A 20,723-nucleotide genomic window follows, 5' to 3' on the forward strand; every position below is an offset into this window, starting at 1 on the left:
TCCGGTGCGATGAGCGCCGGACCGGGTTTTGTGCGGTTCCACTCCGCTTGTGGCGGAGCACCACACAGCTCGGGAATCACCGTGTCTGGGCGACTTCGGTTCATGCGTGGTTGCTCACGCAGTTCCCCGCGCCCTTCATGGGTGTGCCTTCGGCCACCCATGAGGGCGCACTGCTGTTCAGCCTCGTGCGTAGTCGCTCACGAGTTCCGCGCCCGTCGTGTGGTCGGCGCGGTCGGTGATCTGGCCCGCCACCCAGGCATCGACGCCTCGGTCGGCCAGTGTGGTGAGTGCCACGTCCGCCGACTCCTGCGGGACGATGGCGATCATGCCCACGCCCATGTTCAGGGTCTTCTCCAGCTCCAGGCGTTCGACCTGCCCCGTCCTGCCGACGAGGTCGAAGATCGGGGCCGGGGTCCAGGTGGAGCGGTCGACCGTGGCGTGGAGGGTGTCGGGGATCACACGGGCCAGGTTGGCGGCCAGGCCGCCACCGGTCACATGGCTGAAGGCGTGTACTTCCGTCGTACGCGTGAGCGCCAGACAGTCCAGGGAGTAGATCTTGGTGGGCTCCAGGAGCTCCGCTCCCAGCGTGCGGCCGAGCTCGGGGATCTCGGCGTCCAGGGAGAGACCGGCCTGGTTCAGCAGCACATGGCGGACGAGCGAGTACCCGTTCGAGTGAAGGCCGGAGGCCGCCATCGCGATCACCGCGTCACCCGTGCGGATGCGATCCGGGCCGAGCAGGTTCTCCGCCTCGACCACGCCCGTGCCGGCGCCGGCGACGTCGAAGTCGTCCGGGCCCAGGAGGCCGGGGTGCTCTGCCGTCTCACCGCCGACCAGGGCGCAGCCGGCCAGCACACAGCCCTCGGCGATGCCCTTGACGATGGCGGCGACACGCTCGGGGTGAACCTTGCCGACACAGATGTAGTCGGTCATGAACAGCGGTTCGGCGCCGCAGACCACGATGTCGTCCATCACCATCGCGACCAGGTCGTGGCCGATGGTGTCGTACACGCCCAGCTGACGGGCGATGTCGACCTTCGTGCCGACGCCGTCCGTGGCGGAGGCGAGCAGCGGGCGCTCGTAGCGCTTGAGGGCGGAAGCGTCGAAGAGGCCGGCGAAGCCACCGAGGCCGCCGAGGACCTCGGGGCGCCGGGTCTTCTTCACCCACTCCTTCATGAGTTCTACGGCGCGGTCGCCCGCCTCGATGTCGACGCCCGCGGCTGCGTAGCTGGCACCGGTTGTCTCAGACATGGCTAGTGAGAACCTTCGTGTCGTACTGCAGATGAGCAGGTGATGCGGGCGGACTACGGGCGACGGATCGCGTCGGCCGCGGCCGTGGCGGCGGGCCCGGCTGCCAGCTCGGTCTCCAGAAGCTGCTTGCCGAGCAGCTCGGGGTCCGGCAGCTCCATCGGGTACTCGCCGTCGAAGCAGGCACGGCAGAGGTTCGGCTTGGCGATGGTGGTCGCCTCGATCATGCCGTCGATGGAGATGTACGCCAGGGAGTCGGCGCCCAGCGAGGTGCCGATCTCATCGATCGTCATGCCGTTGGCGATGAGCTCGGCCCGGGTGGCGAAGTCGATGCCGAAGAAGCAGGGCCACTTCACGGGGGGCGACGAGATCCGGATGTGGACCTCGGCGGCGCCCGCCTCGCGGAGCATGCGGACCAGGGCGCGCTGGGTGTTGCCGCGGACGATCGAGTCGTCGACCACGACCAGGCGCTTGCCCTTGATGACTTCCTTCAGCGGGTTCAGCTTCAGCCGGATGCCGAGCTGCCGGATCGTCTGGGAGGGCTGGATGAACGTACGTCCGACGTACGCGTTCTTCACCAGACCCGCACCGAACGGGATGCCCGAGGCTTCCGCGTAGCCGATGGCGGCCGGGGTGCCGGACTCCGGGGTCGCTATGACCAGATCGGCCTCTACAGGAGCTTCCTTGGCGAGCTTGCGACCCATCTCCACCCGGGAGAGGTACACGTTCCGGCCGGCGATGTCGGTGTCCGGACGGGCCAGGTACACATACTCGAAGACACAGCCCTTGGGCTTCGCGTCCGCGAATCGGGAGCTGCGCAGACCGTTCTCGTCGATGGCGATGAACTCGCCCGGCTCGATCTCGCGGACGTAGGACGCGCCGCAGATGTCGAGGGCGGCGGACTCTGAGGCGACGACCCAGCCGCGCTCCAGGCGGCCGAGGACCAGCGGGCGGATGCCCTGCGGGTCACGCCCGGCGTAGAGGGTGTGCTCGTCCATGAAGACGAGGGAGAAGGCACCGCGCACCTGGGGGAGGACCGTGTGGGCGGCCTCCTCGATGGTCAGCGGCTTGCCGTCGGCATCGACCTGGGCCGCGAGGAGCGCGGTGAGCAGGTCGGTGTCGTTGGTGGCCGCGACGCGCGGCGTACGGCCCTCCTGCTTGGGCAGGTCGGCCACCATCTCGGCGAGCTGGGCCGTGTTGACCAGGTTGCCGTTGTGGCCGAGCGCGATGGAGCCGTGCGCGGTGGCACGGAAGGTGGGCTGGGCGTTCTCCCACACGGAAGCGCCGGTGGTCGAGTAGCGGGCGTGACCGACCGCGATGTGACCCTGGAGGGAACCGAGCGAGGTCTCGTCGAAGACCTGGGACACGAGGCCCATGTCCTTGAAGACGAGGATCTGGGAGCCGTTGCTGACCGCGATACCCGCGGATTCCTGGCCCCGATGCTGGAGGGCGTAGAGCCCGAAGTACGTGAGCTTGGCGACCTCTTCGCCCGGGGCCCAGACACCGAAGACGCCACACGCGTCCTGGGGGCCTTTCTCGCCGGGGAGAAGGTCGTGGTTGAGTCGTCCGTCACCACGTGGCACACCACCGAGTGTAGGCGAGATCGCGCACCGGTCCGAATCCGGTGACCTCGCCCGCCCCGGTCCCCGACTGCGGGCCGCCGCAGGTCACTTGTCGGCGACGGCGCCGACACCCGCGTCGTTTTCGCTGGTCAGCGTGATACTGCGGTGATCGATCCGATATTCCACCGTGCCCTTGAAGAGCCCCAGGAGGGTCCGCTCGGCGGCCATGAGTGAGTCGGAGCACATCTTGCGGGTGGTCCGCGCATTGCCCAGGGTGATCCGGTCCTCGCTCACCGTCGCCTTCGCCGAGACCTCGTTGCAGCCGAGGTTGCCGCTCAGTGTGCCCGCCTTCTTGTCGAGGGTGAACCAGGCCTTGCCCTGAGCGGCCTCGGGGAGCGAGGTGGCGACGTCGTGGTCCATGAGCGAATCGATCCGCCACCTGGTGCCGTACAGCTCGGCGGGCTGCTCCTCGCTGAGCTCGACGGTGTCACCGTCGCCCGTGGTGAGGGTGAGCCTGCCGTCGGTGGTCTCGGCCGTGAACTTCTCGCTGTCGAGCGTGCGGGCGAAGGTCTCCTCGAACTTCATGGAGGCGTCACCGCAGGCCATCTCGGTGGACCGTGCGGCCTCGAAGTCGAGGCCGTCGTCCTTGAAGGCGGCGGTCGAGCCGAAGGTGTTGCAGCCGTAGTTGCCGTCGACCTCGCCGTTGTCGGCGATCTTCAGATACGCGCCGTCGGGCGCCTTCTCGGTCCTGCCGTCGACGGTGAGGCTGTCGACGGCCCAGCGGACGCCGGTGACGGCGGTCTTCGTCGCGCCCGAGCCGACGGAACTGCTGCCGGAGTCGCCGGCCGGCTCGGTGCCGCAGGCCGCGATCAGCGGCAGCAGGGCCAGAGCCGTGAGGGGCAGGGCGGTGCGGGTCAGTCGCTGCTTGTCCATGCCGGTGGGACGGGTGGGGTGCGTGGGCGGTTCCACTCCGTTTCGCGGGGGCGGCTCAGCACATCAGGGGCAGCAGCCCGCCGAGATCGGCCCGCTCGCCGCTCGCACTGACCTCGGCCTTGTCCAGGGCCACGGCCCACTCCAGCCGACCGGTCGCGAGGCGGATCCAGGTCAGCGGGTCGGTCTCGACGACGTTCGGCGGGGTGCCCCGGGTGTGCCTCGGCCCCTCCACGCACTGCACGACTGCGTACGGCGGTATCCGCACCTCCGTCGAACCGCCGGGCGCGCGGACGGCGAGGGTGTCGGCGAGCAGCCGGACGCAGGTCGCGAGGGCCTGCCGGTCGAACGGGATGTCGAGGGCGGGGACGGCGGCGTTCAGGTCGTCGGTGTGCACGACGAGCTCGATCGTGCGGGTGAGCAGGTAGTCGTCGAGCGCCATGCCGCCGGCGCGGGTGTCGAGGACCCGGCCCGGCGGGGCGGCGGCGAGCCCTTCGGTGAGCCGCTGCTCCACCTCCGCGTAGAGGGCGACGAGATCGGGGGAGGCCTCGGCGAGGTCGTGGCTGCCCTCGGCGATGGCATCGGCGTGGGTGGCGGTCGGGGAGGCGTAGTCGAGCGGGCCGAGGTCGGCCTTCGCCGGTGCGTCCCGGTCGAGGGCGCGGCTGACGCTCTCGACGGCCATGGTGATGTGCGCGGCCAGGTCCCGTACGGTCCACTCCCCCAGCCGGGTCGGCAGCGCGAGTCGCTCGCCGGTGAGTGTGCCCACCGCCTCCCGTACGTTCCCGAACTGGGCCAGCACGGCCTTGCGGGTCTTGGCGGGGTCGTAGGCGCGGGGGCGTTTCCTGGCGGGGGGCACGGTGCTGAGCGTACGTGGAAGGGGCCGCGGAGAGAGGTCTGGAGGGCGGCGATCATGCCTGCTGCTCCTGAGGAGCGCGCCCTGATCTCCTCTGCACGCTCTGCGGTATCAGCCGCGCTCCTTCCTGCGCTACGGCACCCTGGAGCCTACGGGGCGGATGTGCGCCGACTGCCTGCGCCGGACGCGGCCCTGTTCACGCTGCCAGTGACCGGCCGTGAAGCCGGTCGCCGTGGCCGTCATCCACGGCGCCTCGGGTCCGGGCGTACGGAGTACGCGTGCCGGGACTGCGTGGACCGGGGAGGGCCGTCACCCGAAGGTGTGATCGAAGGCGAACGCCCCGCTCCGACGCCCACTGGCGACACTGGCCTTCGCCTGGAAAGGGGGGCAACATGACGGTTATGGCCGAGCGCACGTCTCAGATGTCGGTGGAGGAGTTCGAAACGATCGCTTCCTCCGCTCCCGAGACCGTCACGTTGGAGTTCATCAACGGACAGATCGGGGTCAAGAAAGTGGCGGACGGAGACCACGACACGATCGTGACGTGGCTTGCACGACGCTGTATGCACGCCAGGCCCGACCTGGACCTGTATCAGGGCCGAGGGCTCAGGGTCGAGTCCTACCGGCAGGCAGAGCGAAGCCGGACGCGGTTATCACCCCCGAGGCCCACTTCGCGGGGCACGGCGAGTGAGCCGATCCGCACGGGGCCCTCATGGTCGTCGAGGTCACCTCGTACGACTCGGACACCGACCGACGGGACCGGCACGAGAAGCCTGCCGCTTACGGGCAGTCAGGCATCCCGCTGTATCTGCTGATCGACCGGGACTCGTGGACCGTCACCGTCCACAGCAGCCCCGACCCCCTGGTCGGCGGCTACCGCGACGTGCGCACCGCGAAGTTCGGCGAGAGGGTCGCCCTCCCTGATCCGGTCGGTATCGAACTCGACACGGAGATCCTCAAAACCTACGTCCGCTGAACCCGAGGAGGCTCATGACGCGGCCTTCTCGGCGTAGGCGGCCGTGAACGTCTCGTGCGCGGGGAAGGTGATGTCCGTGCAGTCGTGGCGTTCGGCGGCGTCGGTGACGTACGCGCGGAAGACCTTCTCGTACGCGAGGGCCGTCAGTTTGTCGTAGCCGACGGCGATGGTCATCGTGTGGATCCGCGGCTTCCCGCCGCAGACGGAGGAGGCCCACCAGACCGCAAGGCCCTGCCCGTCGCGGCCCGCCTCGCCCGGTGCCGCGACAGTCGGGGTCTCGTCGGAGTGGATGTCCTTGAGCTGGACGTTCTTCGCGAGTTCGCCGGAGTAGGTGTGGAAGGAGACGAACCACTGGCCCGGGTTCTGCGGCTCGACGATGTAGCCGTACTTCTTCTCGTCCCTGTGGGCTCGGTAGAGGCCGTTCGCCTCCCCCCGGCTGAGGACCAGGGCGCAGCTCTCGTCCCAGGTCTCGCCCTTCCGGCGACTTTCGAACACCTGGTCGGCGAGTCCGTCCTGACGGGCGAAGCCGGCCTCGCGGTACCAGGCGCAGGTGCCGTTCGCCCGGGAGACCGGGAGCGGGCCTCGCGTGAGGGCGGGCACGTCCTCCGGTGGGTCGGGCAGCCGGTCGGCGCAGCCCAGCCGATCGGCGAGGTTGTTGGCGGTGAGCACGGCGGTCTCGGCGAGGACGTTCCGGTCGTGGTCGGTGAGCTGACCGTTGTCGCGGAACGCCGACCTGAGGTCCATCAGGGAGGCTCTCGCCCACAGCGACTTGACCGGGCGGTCCCCCGCCTTCCCCCCGGCGCAGGGCAGTTCGACGATGACGCCCGAGTCCGTGACCGTGCCCGTGATGCCGCCGCCGAGCGGCTCGGCCGGGTGGTCGGGCTTGCCCAGGGGGTCGAGGAGAAAGCCCCAGGGGCCTTCCGGAACCGTCGGGGACTCGTCCGGGTGGACGCCCACCGCGGCGGTGAAGAACCACCGCTCACCGGTGCGTGTGCCGAGCTTCTCGCCCGCCTCGGTACTGAACAGCTCGCAGTCCTGGGGCAGCCCGGCGTCCAGTTCGATCGTGCCCTCGTCGCCCACGCGGTGTCTGATGCCGCCGCCCGCCGGGGAGAGCGCCAGCACCCGCCCGGCCGGGACGAGACCCGCGCAGCCCGCTTCGATCTGGCGTCGGTTGTTCCAGACCTGCCAGATCTCCTTGCCGCTCCAGCCGATGCCCACGACCGCGGCCAGACACAGCAGCACGTTGACGGACTTGCGTATCCGGTCCGGGATCTCCACCGCTTCCTCTCCCCAGTTCGCCCTTCGGCCAGCCGAAGTTAGCAGTGCGACCACAGGGTTGGCGCATGGGATTCCACGTCCCCACAGGACCGTCACGCGTGACTTGCTCAAGGTCGTCGGTCGGCGCCGCACCGCACATGACGTGAGGCCGCCGCTCCAGGCATCCGAGAGATGCCTGGAGCGGCGGCCTCCGCCGTCGTACGACCGGGTGCCGGCGTAGACCCCTGTCGTACGACCGGGTTCTACGCCAGCAGCGCCGGGATCGTGCCCTCGTGGGCCTCGCGCAGTTCGGTCAGCGTCAGCGCGAACTCGTCCTGGACCTCCACCGAGTCGCCGTCGACGACGCCGATGCGGGTCACGGGCAGGCCGCGGGCGCCGCACATGTCGTTGAAGCGGACCTCCTCGGAGCGGGGGACGGCGACGACCGCGCGGCCGGCCGACTCCGAGAGGAGGAAGGTGAACGCGTCCAGACCGTCGGGGACGATCAGGCGGGCGCCCTTGCCGCCGAGCAGGGCCGACTCGACCACGGCCTGGATCAGACCGCCGTCGGACAGGTCGTGCGCGGAGTCGATCATGCCGTCGCGGGAGGCGGAGATCAGGATCTCGGCCAGCAGGCGCTCGCGCTCCAGGTCGACCTGCGGGGGCAGACCGCCGAGGTGGTCGTGGACGACCTGGGACCAGGCCGAGCCGCCGAACTCCTCACGGGTGTCGCCGAGGAGGTAGAGCAGCTGGCCCTCCTCCTGGAAGGCGACCGGCGTGCGCCGGGCCACGTCGTCGATGACGCCCAGGACCGCGACGACCGGGGTGGGGTGGATGGCCACCTCGCCCGTCTGGTTGTAGAGGGAGACGTTGCCGCCGGTCACCGGGGTGCCCAGCTGCTGACAGGCGTCCGCGAGACCGCGTACGGCCTCCGCGAACTGCCACATTACCGCCGGGTCCTCGGGCGAGCCGAAGTTCAGGCAGTCGGAGACGGCGAGGGGCTTGGCGCCGGTGGTGGCGACATTGCGGTACGCCTCCGCCAGGGCCAGCTGGGCGCCGTGGTACGGGTCCAGCTTGGCGTAGCGGCCGTTGCCGTCCGTGGCGATGGCGACGCCCAGGCCGGTCGATTCGTCGACGCGGATCATGCCGGAGTCCTCGGGCTGGGCGAGGACCGTGTTGCCCTGCACGAAGTGGTCGTACTGCGAGGTAATCCACTGCTTGGACGCCTGGTTGGGGGACGCGACCAGCTGCAGGACCTGCTCGCGAAGCTCCTCGCTCGTCGCCGGGCGCGGCAGCTTGTTGGCGTCGTCCGCCTGGAGGGCGTCCTGCCACTCGGGGCGGGCGTACGGGCGCTCGTAGACCGGGCCGTCGTGCGCGACCGTGCGCGGGTCGACGTCGACGATCTTGCCGCCGTGCCAGAAGATCTCCAGGCGGTCGCCGTCCGTGACCTCACCGATCACCGTGGCGATGACGTCCCACTTGTCGCAGATCTCCAGGAACCGGTCGACCTTCTCCGGCTCGACGACCGCGCACATGCGTTCCTGCGACTCGCTCATGAGGATCTCCTCGGGCGAGAGCGTGGAGTCGCGCAGCGGGACGTCGTCGAGGGTGACGCGCATGCCGCCGGAGCCGTTCGAGGCCAGCTCGGAGGTGGCGCAGGACAGACCGGCCGCGCCGAGGTCCTGAATGCCGACGACCAGCTTCTCCTTGAACGCCTCCAAGGTGCACTCGATGAGGAGCTTCTCCTGGAAGGGGTCGCCGACCTGGACGGCGGGGCGCTTCGACGGCTTGGCGTCGTCGAAGGTCTCGGAGGCGAGGATCGAGGCGCCACCGATGCCGTCGCCGCCGGTCCGGGCGCCGTAGAGGATGACCTTGTTGCCCGCACCGGAGGCCTTCGCGAGGTGGATGTCCTCGTGCCGCATGACGCCGATGGCGCCGGCGTTGACCAGCGGGTTTCCCTGGTAACAGGCGTCGAAGACGACTTCGCCGCCGATGTTCGGCAGGCCCAGGCAGTTGCCGTAGCCGCCGATGCCGGCGACCACGCCGGGCAGGACGCGCTTGGTGTCGGGGTGGTCCGCCGCGCCGAAACGCAGGGGGTCCACGACGGCGACCGGCCGCGCGCCCATCGCGATGATGTCGCGGACGATGCCGCCGACACCCGTGGCCGCGCCCTGGTAGGGCTCGACGTACGACGGGTGGTTGTGCGACTCGACCTTGAAGGTGACCGCGTAGCCCTGGCCGACGTCCACGACACCGGCGTTCTCTCCGATGCCGACGAGGAGGGCGTCCGACTGGGGGGCCTTCTCGCCGAACTGGCGGAGGTGGACCTTGGAGGACTTGTACGAGCAGTGCTCGGACCACATGACCGAGTACATGGCGAGCTCGGCACCGGTCGGGCGGCGGCCGAGGATCTCCACCACCCGCTCGTACTCGTCCTTCTTCAGGCCCAGTTCGGCCCAGGGCAGCTCGACGTCGGGGGTCGCGGCCGCGTGCTCGACCGTGTCCAGTGGCGTCCGGCTCATGCGTTGACCAGCTTCTTGAGGATCGAGGTGAAGAAGGGGAGGCCGTCGGTGCGGCCGGTGCCGATGAGCGGCTCCACGGCGTGCTCCGGGTGCGGCATGAGACCGACGACGTTGCCCGCCTCGTTGGTGATGCCGGCGATGTCGTTGAGCGAGCCGTTGGGGTTGAAGTCCAGGTAGCGGAACGCCACCCTGCCCTCGGCCTCCAGCTTGTCCAGGGTGTACCGGTCGGCCACGTAACGGCCGTCCATGTTCTTCAGCGGGATGTGGATCTCCTGGCCGGACTCGTAGTCGGCGGTCCAGGAGGTCTCCGCGTTCTCCACCCGCAGCTTCTGGTCGCGGCAGATGAAGTGGAGGTGGTCGTTGCCGAGCATCCCGCCCGGGAGGAGGTGGGCCTCGGTGAGGATCTGGAACCCGTTGCAGATACCGAGGACCGGGAGCCCGGCCTTCGCCTGCTCGATGACCGTCTCCATCACCGGCGAGAAGCGCGCGATGGCGCCGGCGCGCAGATAGTCGCCGTAGGAGAAACCACCGCACAGCACCACGGCGTCGACCTGGTGGAGGTCCTTGTCCTTGTGCCAGAGCGCGACGGGTTCGGCGCCGGCGAGCCTGATCGCACGCTGGGTGTCCCGGTCGTCGAGGCTGCCGGGAAAAGTGACGACGCCAATACGTGCGGTCACTTCGCCGCCTCCGCGACTTCCTCCACCTTGACGGTGAAGTCCTCGATCACGGTGTTGGCGAGGAAGGATTCCGCCAGTTCATGGATGCGGGCGAGCGCGGCGTCGTCCACCGGTCCGTCAACTTCCAGTTCGAATCGCTTTCCCTGACGTACGTCGGAGACGCCCTCGAAACCGAGGCGCGGCAGCGCGCGCTGCACCGCCTGGCCCTGGGGGTCGAGGATCTCCGGCTTGAGCATGACGTCGACTACGACGCGTGCCACTGGCACTCCCGGTGTGTGGTGCTGAGCAGGTTCCTTCAGACTACCCGCACAGAATTTCTACGCGAGTAGATTCGTAGGAAACTACAGGGAATGCCGGTGACGGCGGTCACGATCCGGTATCGACCGATCACCCACGCGAAAAAATCGGCGATAGATCTCCGAACCCTATTGCGCGAGGGACACGCGGGCGGATTAAGTCTGTCTTCACATTGCAATGACGGGCACTGTACAAATGAATTGGCAATAGCCGATACTTTGCCCAGATAACAGCCGGACAGCCGACATCCTCCTGACGTCACGGCACGTCAACGGAGAGATGTCGCACGAAGGGACCGATATTCGTGGCGCAGCGTGTCGTGGTCACCCTCTCCGACGACATCGACGGCTCGGAAGCGGCGGAGACGATCGCCTTCGGACTCGACGGAAAGTCGTACGAGATCGACCTCAACGAAGCCAATGCCAAGAAACTGCGTAAGGCGCTCGCGCCCTACGTGGAGGCCGGCCGCAAGCGGTCGAGGTCGGGCAAGGCGTACCAGCAGACCCAGGTCGCCCCGGACCCTGCGGCCGTCCGCGCCTGGGCCCAGGCCAACAAGCTGGAGGTCCCCTCGCGGGGCCGTATCCCCAAGAAGGTCTACGAGGCGTTCGCCGAAGCGCAGTAGACGCAGTAGGCGCAGTAGGCGCACCTCGGCGGGCGCGCTCGCCCCGCCCGGGTCCTCAGGGTTCGTCAGCGGACCCTGGGGACCGCCGACTTGCACCCCTGGGACAACCGACTTGCGTTGCCCCCCAGCGGATCGGCTAGAGTCTGGAGCACGCCGAGGGGCAAGGCCGAAAGGCCCGGCTCACCGGAGTCACGCGGGTGTAGTTCAGTAGTAGAACATCCCCCTTCCAGGGGGAAGGCGCAGTGTGCAATTCCTGTCACCCGCTCTGGCCACTTACCAACCACTGCTGTGGATCAGGTAAAGTGGTCCACGCGCCGATCGGTGGGAGCCGATCGGAGGCAATGCGGACGTAGCTCAGTTGGTAGAGCGCAACCTTGCCAAGGTTGAGGTCGCGAGTTCGAGCCTCGTCGTCCGCTCTGGAAAGAAGACCCCGGTCCACTGGACCGGGGTCTTCTTCGTGTGCACCAGGGTCTTCCTCCGTGCTCCGGACTCCCTGCTGACATTTGTCATGCCGGCCGATGACACCGCGCACTGCCGCACGCCCCGTACGGCCGCGATGCTGAAGACATGAAAACGAACGGGCACGACGGCGTGAAGACTCACGATCACGAGAACGTGATCGAGGTCACCGACCTGCGGCGCGTGTACGGGGGCGGTTTCGAGGCCGTACGGGGGATCACGTTCTCCGTCGGCCGGGGAGAACTCTTCGCCCTCCTGGGCACCAACGGCGCGGGAAAGACCTCGACGGTCGAACTGCTGGAAGGACTCGCGCCACCCTCCGGCGGCCGCGTACGGGTCCTCGGCCACGACCCTCATGGGGAACGCGCCGCCGTCCGGCCTCGGATCGGCGTGATGCTGCAGGAGGGCGGCTTCCCCTCCGAGCTGACCGTCGCGGAGACGGTCCGGATGTGGGCCGGCTGCACCAGCGGGGCGCGGCCCGTCGAGGAGGCGCTGGAGATCGTCAGGCTCGGACGACGGGCCGGCGTACGGGTCAAGCAGCTGTCCGGGGGTGAGAAGCGGCGCCTCGACCTGGCGCTGGCGCTCCTCGGGCGCCCCGAGGTCCTGTTCCTCGACGAGCCGACGACCGGGCTCGACGCCGAGGGCCGCCGGGACACCTGGGAGCTGGTACGGGAGCTGCGGGACGGGGGTACGACCGTCCTGCTCACCACGCACTATCTGGAGGAGGCGGAGGGCCTCGCCGACCGGCTCGCCATCCTCCACGAGGGCAGCGTCGCCGCGACCGGCACCCCGGCCGAGGTGACCGCCTCCCAGCCGTCCCGGATCTCCTTCGAACTGCCCGCCGGGTATTTCATGGGCGACCTGCCGCCGCTCGGCGACCTGGGCATCACGGGGCACGAGGAGAACGGCCGCACGGTCGTGCTGCGCACCAACGAACTCCAGCGGGCGGCCACCGGGCTGCTCGTCTGGGCCGAGCGGGCCCGGGTCGAGCTGGGGCAGCTGGAGGTCCGGCCCGCCTCGCTGGAGGAGGCGTTCCTGCGGATCGCACGGGAGACGGCGGAGGCGGCGCGTACGGGGGCGGCGCATGTGGGGGCCGGGTCCGGCACGGGCACGGGAACCGGTGCGGGGGCGGGATCCGGGACCCCGGGACCGGCACGGGAGCCCCTACGGGCACGGGGCTTTTTTCGGGCACGGGATCGCGCAAGGGCGGGATGACGGCATGAGTACGACCACAGGCACCACGGGTACGGCTACGGAGGCGGGCGCGCGGCCCGTGGTCACGACCGGGATGACGACCCTCAAGGGCCGGATGACCGCGCTCGCCCGCGCCGAGCTGACGCTGCTGGGGCGCAGCCGGGCCACGCTGGTCACGGCGTTGTTCGTCCCGCTGCTGCTGCCGCTCAGTGTCCGGTCGGCGACGGACCAGATGGACCTGGAGGAAGTGGGACTGAGCGTCGGGACGGTCATCCTCCCCGCCGCCGTCGGCTTCTCGCTGCTCTTCGCGATCTACACCGCCCTCACCAACGTCTATGTCGTACGCCGCGAGGAACTCGTCCTCAAGCGGCTGCGGACCGGTGAGCTGCGCGACCCGGAGATCCTGGTCGGCGCAGCTCTGCCCGCCGTCGGCATCGGGCTCGCGCAGTGCGTCCTGCTGGCGGTCGGCTGCACGGTCCTGCTCGACATCGGGGCGCCGCCCGCGCCCCACCTGGCCGTCCTCGGTGTGCTGCTGGGCGTCGTCCTGTGCGTGGCCCTGGCGGCGGTCACCGCGAGCTTCAGCCGCACCGCCGAGAGCGCCCAGGTCACCAGCCTGCCGGTGATGTTCGTGTCGTTGCTCGGGTCGGGCGTCACCGTGCCGCTCGAAGTGCTGCCCGACCGTGTGGCGTCCCTCTGCGAACTGCTGCCGCTCAGCCCCGTCATCACCCTGGTGCGTGGCGGCTGGACCGGCGACCTGTCCGCGTACGACGCCCTGGGCGCCGTCGCCACCGCGCTGGCCTGGACCGTGCTCGCGGTGTTTGCTGTACGGCGGTGGTTCCGCTGGGAACCGCGCCGATGAGGGGAGTTGAGCCATGCGGGGGCCGGGGGCCTGGTGGCGGGGGAAGAGCACACCGGCCAAGGTGGAGACGTACACGCGGTGGTCGTTCCACTCGTTCGGGGTGATCGAGGTCGCCACGTTCGGACTGCCGCTCCTCAGCAAGGTGCCGCTGCCGCACTCCGGCTGGCTGTTCCTGCTGGTGTGCGGGCACGCGGTGCTCGGCGGGTTCATCGCGGCGCGGGCACTCGACTGGGTGCGAGGCACCCGCGAGCAGCCCCTGCGGCTCATGTGGGCGCTCGGTGTGGTCAGTGTGCTGATCGGCGTCGTCGCGTTCGTCCTCGCCGACCGATGGGACAGCGAGGACACGTCCACCGCGCTGGGCGCGGCCTTCGGCGGGGTGGTGATGCTCGGCCTCGGCCTCATCACGCTCGGCATCCGTGACCGGCGGCGCGTGCTGTACCTGCTCGCGGGCTTCGCCGGCGGCTCCGGAGTGCTGGCCCTCGCCCTGGGCTCGGACGCGGCCGACGCGCTGGCCACGTCGCTCGTGGTGCTGATCGGCGCCTCGTTCCTCGCCTTCACCTCCGTCTTCTCCGTCTGGCTCCTCAGGGCCGTCTACGAACTCGACGACGCCCGCGACACCCGCGCCCGCCTCGCCGTCGCCGAGGAGCGGCTCCGCTTCGGGCGCGACCTGCACGACGTGGTAGGCCGCAACCTCGCGGTCATCGCCCTGAAGAGCGAACTGGCCGTCCAACTGGCCCGCCGTGAACGGCCCGAGGCCGTCGAGCAGATGATCGAGGTCCAGCGGATCGCCCATGAGTCACAGCGCGAGGTGCGGGAGGTGGTCCGGGGGTACCGAGAGGCAGACCTCGGCGTCGAACTCTCCGGTGCGCAGGGCGTGTTGGCAGCGGCCGGCATCGACTGCTCGGTCGACGGGGCGGACACGGCCGGGCTGCCCGGCGAGGTGCAGTCGGCGCTCGCCTGGGTGGTGCGGGAAGCGACGACGAACGTACTGCGGCACGGGAACGCCGATCAGTGCGCGGTGGTGTTGCGGGTGCGAGAGGGGCAGGTGGTGCTGACCGTGGAGAACGACGGCATACGGACGGCCGGTGGCGAGGAGGGGGACGCCATGCTTTCCGTCAGCTCCGGTCCCGGCTCCGGGCTCCCCGGGCTGCGGGAGCGGCTCGCGGTTGTGGGCGGGACGCTGGAGGCGGGCCCGGTGGACGGCGAGGTGTTCCGGGTGGTGGCCCGGGTACCGGTGGGGCCCACGGGTTCGCCGGGATCGGTGGGGTCGATGGGGTCTGTGGGGCCCACGGGTTCGCCGGGATCGGTGAGGTCGATGGGGTCCGTGGGGTCGTCGGTGGGGTCTTCGGTGGGGTCGGGGGGGTCGATGGGTCCTGCAAAGTCGTCGAGCCCTGCGCAGTCAGCGGGTCCTGCAGGGCCGGCCTGCCCTGCGGAGTCGACGGACTTGACTGGCTCGACGGACTTGACTGGCTCGGCGAAGACGAGGGGGGCGGGATCGGTGTCGCGGGGTGCGGCGGCCGGTGTCGGAGCGGCTGCCGTGCGGAAGAGCGCCTCATGACCGACGTACCGGAGGCGGGGCGGCGGGTGCGGCTGCTGCTGGCGGACGACGAGCATCTGATCCGAGGGGCGCTGGCCGCGTTGCTGGCGCTGGAGGACGACCTGGTGGTGATCGCGGAGGCGGCGAGCGGGCCGGAGGCACTGGCCATGGCACGGGCACACGAGCCGGACGTGGCGGTGCTGGATCTGCAGATGCCGGGGGCGGACGGTGTGAGGGTTGCCACATCTCTCCGGGCCGAACTGCCCGACTGCCGGGTGTTGATCGTGACCGATCACGGGCGGCCGGGACATTTGAAGCGGGCGCTTGAGGCGGGTGTGCGCGGGTTCGTCCCCAAGACGGTCAGCGCGCAGCGACTCGCGGAGATCATCCGGACCGTTAATGCCGGGAACCGTTATGTGGACCCGGAGTTGGCGGCCGACGCGATCTCCTCCGGGGACTCCCCCCTGACCGCGCGAGAGGCCGAGGTGCTGGAACTCGCCGCCGACGGGGCGCCCGTCGCGGAGATCGCCGAGCGGGCCGCGCTGTCCCAGGGGACCGTACGGAACTACCTCTCCTCCGCCGTCTCCAAGCTCGGCGTGGAGAACCGGCACGCGGCGGTGCGGCTCGCCCGGGAGCGAGGTTGGGTATAGTAGGCGTCGCGCCACGGCGCAGCGCGGACGTAGCTCAGTTGGTAGAGCGCAACCTTGCCAAGGTTGAGGTCGCCAGTTCGAACCTGGTCGTCCGCTCTCGCACCACCTTCACGAAGAAGGCCCCGGTCATCGCGACCGGGGCCTATTTCGTTCTCCGCTAGCTCCAGCTCGTGCCCGTCAGACGCTCGTACGCCTCCACGTACTTGGCCCGGGTCGCGGTGACGATCTCCTCCGGCAGCGGCGGCGGAGGCTGCTCGCTCTTGCGGTCCCAGCCGGAGGCCTCCGAGGTCAGCCAGTTACGGACGAACTGCTTGTCGAAGGACGGCTGGGCGTGGCCCGGCTCCCACAGGTCGGCCGGCCAGAAGCGGGAGGAGTCCGGGGTGAGGACCTCGTCGGCGAGGACGAGGGTGTCGTCCTCGTAGCCGAACTCGAACTTGGTGTCGGCCAGGATGATCCCCCTGTCACGGGCGATGTCCCGGGCCCGGCTGTACACGGCCAGGGTCGTCTGGCGCAGCTGTGCGGCGGTCTCCGCGCCGACCTGGCGGGCGACCTCCTCGTACGACACGTTCTCGTCGTGCTCGCCGACGGCGGCCTTCGTGGCCGGGGTGAAGATCGGCGCGGGCAGCTCCGAGCCGTCGACCAGGCCCTCGGGGAGGGCGAGGCCGCAGACCGTACGGGAGTCGTTGTACTCCAGCAGGCCCGAGCCGGTGAGGTAGCCGCGGGCCACGGCCTCCACCGGGACCATCCGCAGCGACTTGCAGACGAGGGTGCGGCCCGCCCAGTCGGCGGGGGCGCCTTGCGGCAGTTCGGTGCTCAGCACATGGTTCGGGACCAGGTCGGCGAGCTGGTCGAACCACCAGAGGGACAGCTGCGTGAGGACGCGCCCCTTGTCGGGGATCTCCGTCGGCAACACCCAGTCGAAAGCGGACGTTCGGTCGCTGGCGACCATCACGAGGTCGCCCGCCTCGTTCTGGTACAGCTCGCGCACCTTGCCGGTGTGCAGATGCACCAGGCCCGGAACCTGAATCGGCTCGGGCTTCTCTACGAATCCGGACACGGTTCCTCCCCGTGGTGATGTCCAAGTGGCTCGATTCTCCCGTATGTGGGCAACCGATCTTGGCCAGGGGTCGGGCCGGACGGGCCCGGCAGAGGAGTCAGTCACGTTTGCAGATGCGGTCGAGGAGGTTTGCGGTGGCTCGCTGAACACGGGTGTCGACGTGGCCGGGCCGGTCCAGGGCCGGGGACCACGCGAACGTTCCGGATGCGAAGACCCAGGCTCCGGAGGGGGCCCGGTAGAGGGAGGTCTCCTGGTGGCGGAGGGTGTCGTGGCTGTCCCGGTACGGGGAGTGGGCGAGGAGGATGCGGCCCTGGTGCTCGGGGAGGGGGGTGCGCGGGAAGTAACGGTCGGCCTCGCCGGCGACCATGCCCTCCAGTTTGTCGTTCTCGTGGGCGCCGGTCGCGTCCCAGAGCCAGTGGTCGGCGTTGCGCACGACCAGGGGGTGGGGGTCGGGGACCCGGCCTTCGTACTGGATGCCCATCAACTGCTGCTCGGGGCGGTCGATTTCGCGCCACAGTGCGGGTTTGCCGGGGCCCCGGCGTTTTCGGCAGGTGAGGAGGCGGTCGGGGACTCCGGACGCGGACGGGCTGAGCTCCACCTGCCAGTACATAGTGTTGGAGGAGAGGAAGACCAGCGAGGTGCCGCTGTCCCGGGCGAGTTCGGCGGTACGGCGCATGTGGGGCGACCAGTACTCGTCGTGGCCCGGGAAGACCAGCCCCCGGTAGCGGGTGGGGTCGACACGGCCGGAGTGCAGGTCGCGGGCGTCGGCGTAGGCGAGGTCGTAGCCGTACCGCTCGGCCCAGCGGATGAAGTCGTAGGCGTGGCCTACGTGGAGGGGGAGGCCGGCGCCTGCGTACGGGCGGTCGAAGGAGACCGTTGTCGCCGCTTCGGACTCGCCGAGCAGCCGGCCGTCCTCGTCCCAGGCGTGGTAGAGGCTGGCGCCTGTGCGGCCGTCCTCCGGATACAGGTTGTACGCCTGCCAGGTGATGTCCGGCAGAAGGAGCAGCAGGTCGGCCTGGCGGTCGTCGCGGATGGTGAACGGCACGTGCGAGCGGTAGCCGTCGGCGGTGGTCAGGACCGCGACGTACGCGCCGACGTTCCAGTAGCTCGGGATCTGCAGCCGCCAGGAGAGCCACCAGTGGTGGCAGGAGACCGTGCGGTCGGCGGTGAGTGGCGGCGGCTGGACGATGCCGGAGAGGCGCGGGCTGGTGGTGATCTTCGCCGCGCCGTCGCCGCTGTAGTGGCCGATGCGGTAGATGTCGACGGCGAATTCCTGGGGCGGGTCCACGGTGATGTGGAAGTCGATGGAGTCGCCGGGGGCGGCGGCACCGGTCGCCGTGAAGCCCTTGATCTGACGGTGCACGTCATCGGCGGAGCGGGGGCCCGGAGGGGTGCGCGGGGCGGGGACCCGGGCGCGGGTGCCGCTCTTGGCCGGGGCGTCCGGCTCCGGTGGAGCGGGGTCCACGTACCAGGGGACCACGTGGCCCGTGTCGTCGAAGTAGGTCACGGCCCCCCGTAGCCAGGGGACGGGACCCTGGCCGAAGGGGTCCGTCACGGCGTGGGCGAGTGCGCCCGATTCCCAACGGCGGATGTGGTGCTCCGAGCCCATGAGTTCTTCCCCTCCCTCGTCCCCCGTGCGTTGTCGCAAGCCCTTGCTACGTACACGATCGGTTCCCAGCACATCACATTACGCACGCGCTCCGTCACCGTTCGTCGCTAATTGGCGAGAGTGGAGGAAGGGGGTCCGGGTCGGGGGCCATGACCCGCTCAGACCAGGCGGACCGGCTTCTCCGGGCGGACGCCGAGGCGGCGGAGCCATTCGCGAAGCGGGGCCGGGTCACCGTCCTCCACGAGGGTCAGGACCCGGGGGGTGAGGTCGGCCGCCCGTTCGCCCTTGACGAGGAGGGAAGGGCCGTCCAACCAGTCCAGGCCCGGGGTGGCGCCGGCCGTGTCCATGGCCGCACAGCAGACCATCGCGGCGACATGCTCCGTCAGCAGTTCGCGGCCCGTACGGGGCGGCTGCATCGGGAACAGCGGCAGAAGACCGTCGTCCCACAGGGCCCGGTCCCAGCCCTGCGCTTCGGTGCCGCCGGGTGCGGTGACCGAGGCCGCCGGGGCCGCCGCCTCCTCCCGCGCCAACTCGGCGGTCAGTGCGGCGGCGAGGGCGGCGGACTGGGCGTTGGCAAGGCCGGGTTCGTCCTCGTCGCCGTTCCCGTCGCGGTTCTCACCGTCGTGCCCGTCGCGGTTCTCACCGCCTTTCCCGTCGTGGTTCTCACCGTCGTTCTCGTCGTCGTCGGCTTTCACGGCGGGGCGGCGGGTTATGTGGTCCCGGTCCGGTTCGTGGGCGGGGTCGTGCTCGCGCTCACGCTCGTACGCGCATGGGCGCTCGGGTTCGTGCTGTTGTGCATGCTGGGGGTCGTCAGCGGCTCCGAGGTGCGGCCGGGGCTCGTGAGCGACTCCGGCGCACGGCTCGGCTTCGTGAGCGACTCCGGCGCACGGCTCGGCTTCGTGAGCGACTCCGGCGCACGGCTCGCGCTCGCCGGTGGCTTCGTGGGTCTGGACCGTGGCCGGGGTGGTGAGGTGGTTCAGGACGCGTGACAGGGTCGGGCCTCCGGGGACCGGGCCGGTGGGGTCCGTGCTGGTGCTGTCCGGTGTGTGGCGAACCCCCAGGCTGTCCAGGACTCGGTGGAGGCGAGCCGCGTCGGTACGCCACTTCCGGTCGACGACCTCGTCCGGATACTCGTGCCAGTCCACCGGGGACCAGTCGGGGCCTGACTCGGCGGGACCACCGTGGAAGAGGCGGGCGGCGAGGAGGGACGCGGCCTCGTCGACGGTGCCGGGCTCTTCGAGCAGGTCGCAGGCCGGGCGCTCGCCGAGCCGGGAGGCGAAGCCCTCGGCGAGGCGGTCGCGGCGCGACAACTCCGTGAGCGCGGCGACGACACCCGCGTCCAGGCGGGACGGCCAGCGGCCCATCCGCCAGGCGGGAAGCGCGACCCGGGTGAGGAGCCGGTCCCAGCCCGCGTAGGCCAGGCCGACCTGTTCCTGTGCGACGATCCGCAGACCGTAATCCACAGCCTGTGCACGCTCGGCGGCGGCCGCGGCGACACCGCGCTCCATCTCGGCCGCGTGGCCCCTGCAGCCGCGCAGGAGCAGCCGGGTCACCCAGCCGACCCCGGCCAGCACGGTCCGGACGATCGGGCCACGCGTCGGCGCCGTGCTGACGGCCACGGCGGCGTCCAGCCCTCGTACGAAGCGGCGGGCCGCTGCTATGTCCGGGTGTGCCGCGGGGCCTGTGCCCGCCACGACCGGTGCCAGCACCGCCCGTAGCTCTCCCACGCGCATCCACCAGAGGAAGGGCGAGCCGATGACGAGCACGGGGGCGGTGGGCGGTCGGTGCCGTCGGTGGGAGGCCGGCCCGGACGACAGGCCTGACGGCAGCCCTGGCGACAGCCCACGTGCGCCTGTCATCTCGTCGACCCTGTCGGCGGTGGCTCCGTGGACGGCGCCGGGTGGGCCGGTGGCGGGTTCACGGGTGACGGGTGGTGGGCTGTGGGACGGGTGGGTACGGTCCTCCAGCCAACTGTCGCAGTCCGGGGTGAGCGCTATCGCGGAGGGTGGCGGGACGTCGAGGCGGTCGGCCAGGTCCCGGACCAGGCGGTAGAGGTCGGGCGCGGACTCCTCGGTGATCGAGACCGTGGGGCTGACGGCGGGCCGGGCGCGGGCGACGACGAGCGCGATGCCGGTGGCCGCGAGCAGCACGACGACGGCTAGGCCCGATACGACCCAGCCCGCCGTCGACCAGCCCTGGCCGGTCAGGTGACCGGTGGATCCGCCGACCATCAGGACGACGGCGACGGCCGCGGGCAGCAACGCCACGGCCAGCGCCCTGCTGCGGACGCGCAGCACGGCGAGGGCTCGGGAGCGCGCGGCCTGCGCGCCCACCTCCTCACCACCTGCCATACCGGTCACGGCCCGACGTCACCCCCTGCTGTGCCGTGCGGCGCACCGCGACGCCTGTGCGTCGCG

Annotated in this window: 15 protein-coding genes, 3 tRNA genes and 2 pseudogenes; 9 read left to right on the top strand and 11 right to left on the bottom strand. The window is 70.4% G+C overall.

Annotated elements, in window-relative coordinates:
* Positions 1 to 177: 177 nt before the first annotated feature.
* The 4 genes from purM to ACFY9I_RS08075 form a co-directional block, all read right to left on the bottom strand.
* Positions 178 to 1,248 carry a phosphoribosylformylglycinamidine cyclo-ligase gene (gene purM / locus ACFY9I_RS08060; protein ID WP_390998223.1) on the bottom strand — a complete coding sequence of 357 codons (1,071 nt, stop codon included), beginning with the start codon at positions 1,246 to 1,248 and terminating at the stop codon, positions 178 to 180.
* A gap of 53 nt (positions 1,249 to 1,301) precedes the next feature.
* A complete protein-coding gene (purF, locus tag ACFY9I_RS08065) occupies positions 1,302 to 2,828 on the bottom strand; it encodes an amidophosphoribosyltransferase (RefSeq protein ID WP_390998225.1) in 1,527 nt (508 codons plus the stop codon).
* Between the two features lie 84 nt (positions 2,829 to 2,912).
* Positions 2,913 to 3,740: an META domain-containing protein gene (locus ACFY9I_RS08070; protein ID WP_390998228.1), complete on the bottom strand. Its 828-nt coding sequence runs from the start codon at positions 3,738 to 3,740 to the stop codon at positions 2,913 to 2,915.
* Between the two features lie 55 nt (positions 3,741 to 3,795).
* Positions 3,796 to 4,593: a sterol carrier family protein gene (locus ACFY9I_RS08075; protein ID WP_390998231.1), complete on the bottom strand. Its 798-nt coding sequence runs from the start codon at positions 4,591 to 4,593 to the stop codon at positions 3,796 to 3,798.
* Between the two features lie 389 nt (positions 4,594 to 4,982).
* On the opposite strand from ACFY9I_RS08075, the pseudogene ACFY9I_RS08080 reads away from it, so the two are divergent.
* A pseudogene (locus tag ACFY9I_RS08080) lies at positions 4,983 to 5,566 on the top strand (Uma2 family endonuclease).
* A 12-nt stretch (positions 5,567 to 5,578) separates the two neighbouring features.
* On the opposite strand, the gene ACFY9I_RS08085 reads toward ACFY9I_RS08080, so the two are convergent.
* The 4 genes from ACFY9I_RS08085 to purS form a co-directional block, all read right to left on the bottom strand.
* Complete coding sequence (locus tag ACFY9I_RS08085) at positions 5,579 to 6,844, bottom strand: hypothetical protein (protein ID WP_390998233.1); 1,266 nt, start codon at positions 6,842 to 6,844, stop codon at positions 5,579 to 5,581.
* Positions 6,845 to 7,086: 242 nt separating this feature from the next.
* On the bottom strand, positions 7,087 to 9,345 hold the full coding sequence (gene purL / locus ACFY9I_RS08090; protein ID WP_390998236.1) for a phosphoribosylformylglycinamidine synthase subunit PurL: 2,259 nt from the start codon (positions 9,343 to 9,345) through the stop codon (positions 7,087 to 7,089).
* Positions 9,342 to 10,022 carry a phosphoribosylformylglycinamidine synthase subunit PurQ gene (gene purQ / locus ACFY9I_RS08095; protein ID WP_390998238.1) on the bottom strand — a complete coding sequence of 227 codons (681 nt, stop codon included), beginning with the start codon at positions 10,020 to 10,022 and terminating at the stop codon, positions 9,342 to 9,344. The genes purL and purQ overlap by 4 nt, the downstream gene beginning before the upstream one ends.
* Entirely contained in the window at positions 10,019 to 10,282 is a 264-nt protein-coding gene (gene purS, locus ACFY9I_RS08100; protein WP_200306228.1) for a phosphoribosylformylglycinamidine synthase subunit PurS, read from the bottom strand. Before purS ends, purQ begins: the two co-directional genes overlap by 4 nt.
* A gap of 341 nt (positions 10,283 to 10,623) precedes the next feature.
* Here purS and ACFY9I_RS08105 point away from each other — a divergent pair, with 341 nt between their 5' ends.
* The 8 genes and pseudogenes from ACFY9I_RS08105 (at position 10,624) to ACFY9I_RS08140 (ending at position 15,736) form a co-directional block, all read left to right on the top strand.
* A complete protein-coding gene (locus ACFY9I_RS08105) occupies positions 10,624 to 10,941 on the top strand; it encodes a histone-like nucleoid-structuring protein Lsr2 (RefSeq protein WP_390998241.1) in 318 nt (105 codons plus the stop codon).
* 193 nt (positions 10,942 to 11,134) lie between these two features.
* Positions 11,135 to 11,206: transfer RNA gene (locus ACFY9I_RS08110), tRNA-Gly, on the top strand.
* A 78-nt stretch (positions 11,207 to 11,284) separates the two neighbouring features.
* Positions 11,285 to 11,357 (top strand) — tRNA-Gly (locus ACFY9I_RS08115).
* A 151-nt stretch (positions 11,358 to 11,508) separates the two neighbouring features.
* Positions 11,509 to 12,615 carry an ATP-binding cassette domain-containing protein gene (locus ACFY9I_RS08120; protein ID WP_390998243.1) on the top strand — a complete coding sequence of 369 codons (1,107 nt, stop codon included), beginning with the start codon at positions 11,509 to 11,511 and terminating at the stop codon, positions 12,613 to 12,615.
* Between the two features lie 73 nt (positions 12,616 to 12,688).
* Positions 12,689 to 13,453, top strand: a complete 765-nt coding sequence (locus tag ACFY9I_RS08125; protein ID WP_390999131.1) for an ABC transporter permease — start codon at positions 12,689 to 12,691, stop codon at positions 13,451 to 13,453.
* Between the two features lie 13 nt (positions 13,454 to 13,466).
* Positions 13,467 to 14,735: pseudogene (locus ACFY9I_RS08130) on the top strand (sensor histidine kinase); the annotation flags it as partial.
* Positions 14,736 to 15,007: 272 nt separating this feature from the next.
* Positions 15,008 to 15,640, top strand: coding sequence for a response regulator (locus tag ACFY9I_RS08135; protein ID WP_390998245.1), 633 nt, complete (start codon positions 15,008 to 15,010; stop codon positions 15,638 to 15,640).
* 23 nt (positions 15,641 to 15,663) lie between these two features.
* Positions 15,664 to 15,736 (top strand) — tRNA-Gly (locus tag ACFY9I_RS08140).
* Between the two features lie 61 nt (positions 15,737 to 15,797).
* On the opposite strand, the gene ACFY9I_RS08145 is transcribed toward ACFY9I_RS08140, so the two are convergent.
* The 3 genes from ACFY9I_RS08145 to ACFY9I_RS08155 all read right to left on the bottom strand — a co-directional run bounded on the left by ACFY9I_RS08145 (position 15,798) and on the right by ACFY9I_RS08155 (position 20,657).
* The gene (locus tag ACFY9I_RS08145) at positions 15,798 to 16,697 is read right to left on the bottom strand and encodes a phosphoribosylaminoimidazolesuccinocarboxamide synthase (RefSeq protein WP_390998247.1); all 900 of its coding nucleotides are present in this window, start codon (positions 16,695 to 16,697) and stop codon (positions 15,798 to 15,800) included.
* A 97-nt stretch (positions 16,698 to 16,794) separates the two neighbouring features.
* The gene (locus tag ACFY9I_RS08150) at positions 16,795 to 18,306 is read right to left on the bottom strand and encodes a N,N-dimethylformamidase beta subunit family domain-containing protein (RefSeq protein WP_390998249.1); all 1,512 of its coding nucleotides are present in this window, start codon (positions 18,304 to 18,306) and stop codon (positions 16,795 to 16,797) included.
* Between the two features lie 158 nt (positions 18,307 to 18,464).
* On the bottom strand, positions 18,465 to 20,657 hold the full coding sequence (locus tag ACFY9I_RS08155) for a hypothetical protein (protein WP_390999132.1): 2,193 nt from the start codon (positions 20,655 to 20,657) through the stop codon (positions 18,465 to 18,467).
* Between the last annotated feature and the right edge of the window lie 66 nt (positions 20,658 to 20,723).

Origin of the sequence: Streptomyces sp. NPDC012510, assembly GCF_042955065.1 — a bacterium.
Classification (GTDB): domain Bacteria; phylum Actinomycetota; class Actinomycetes; order Streptomycetales; family Streptomycetaceae; genus Streptomyces.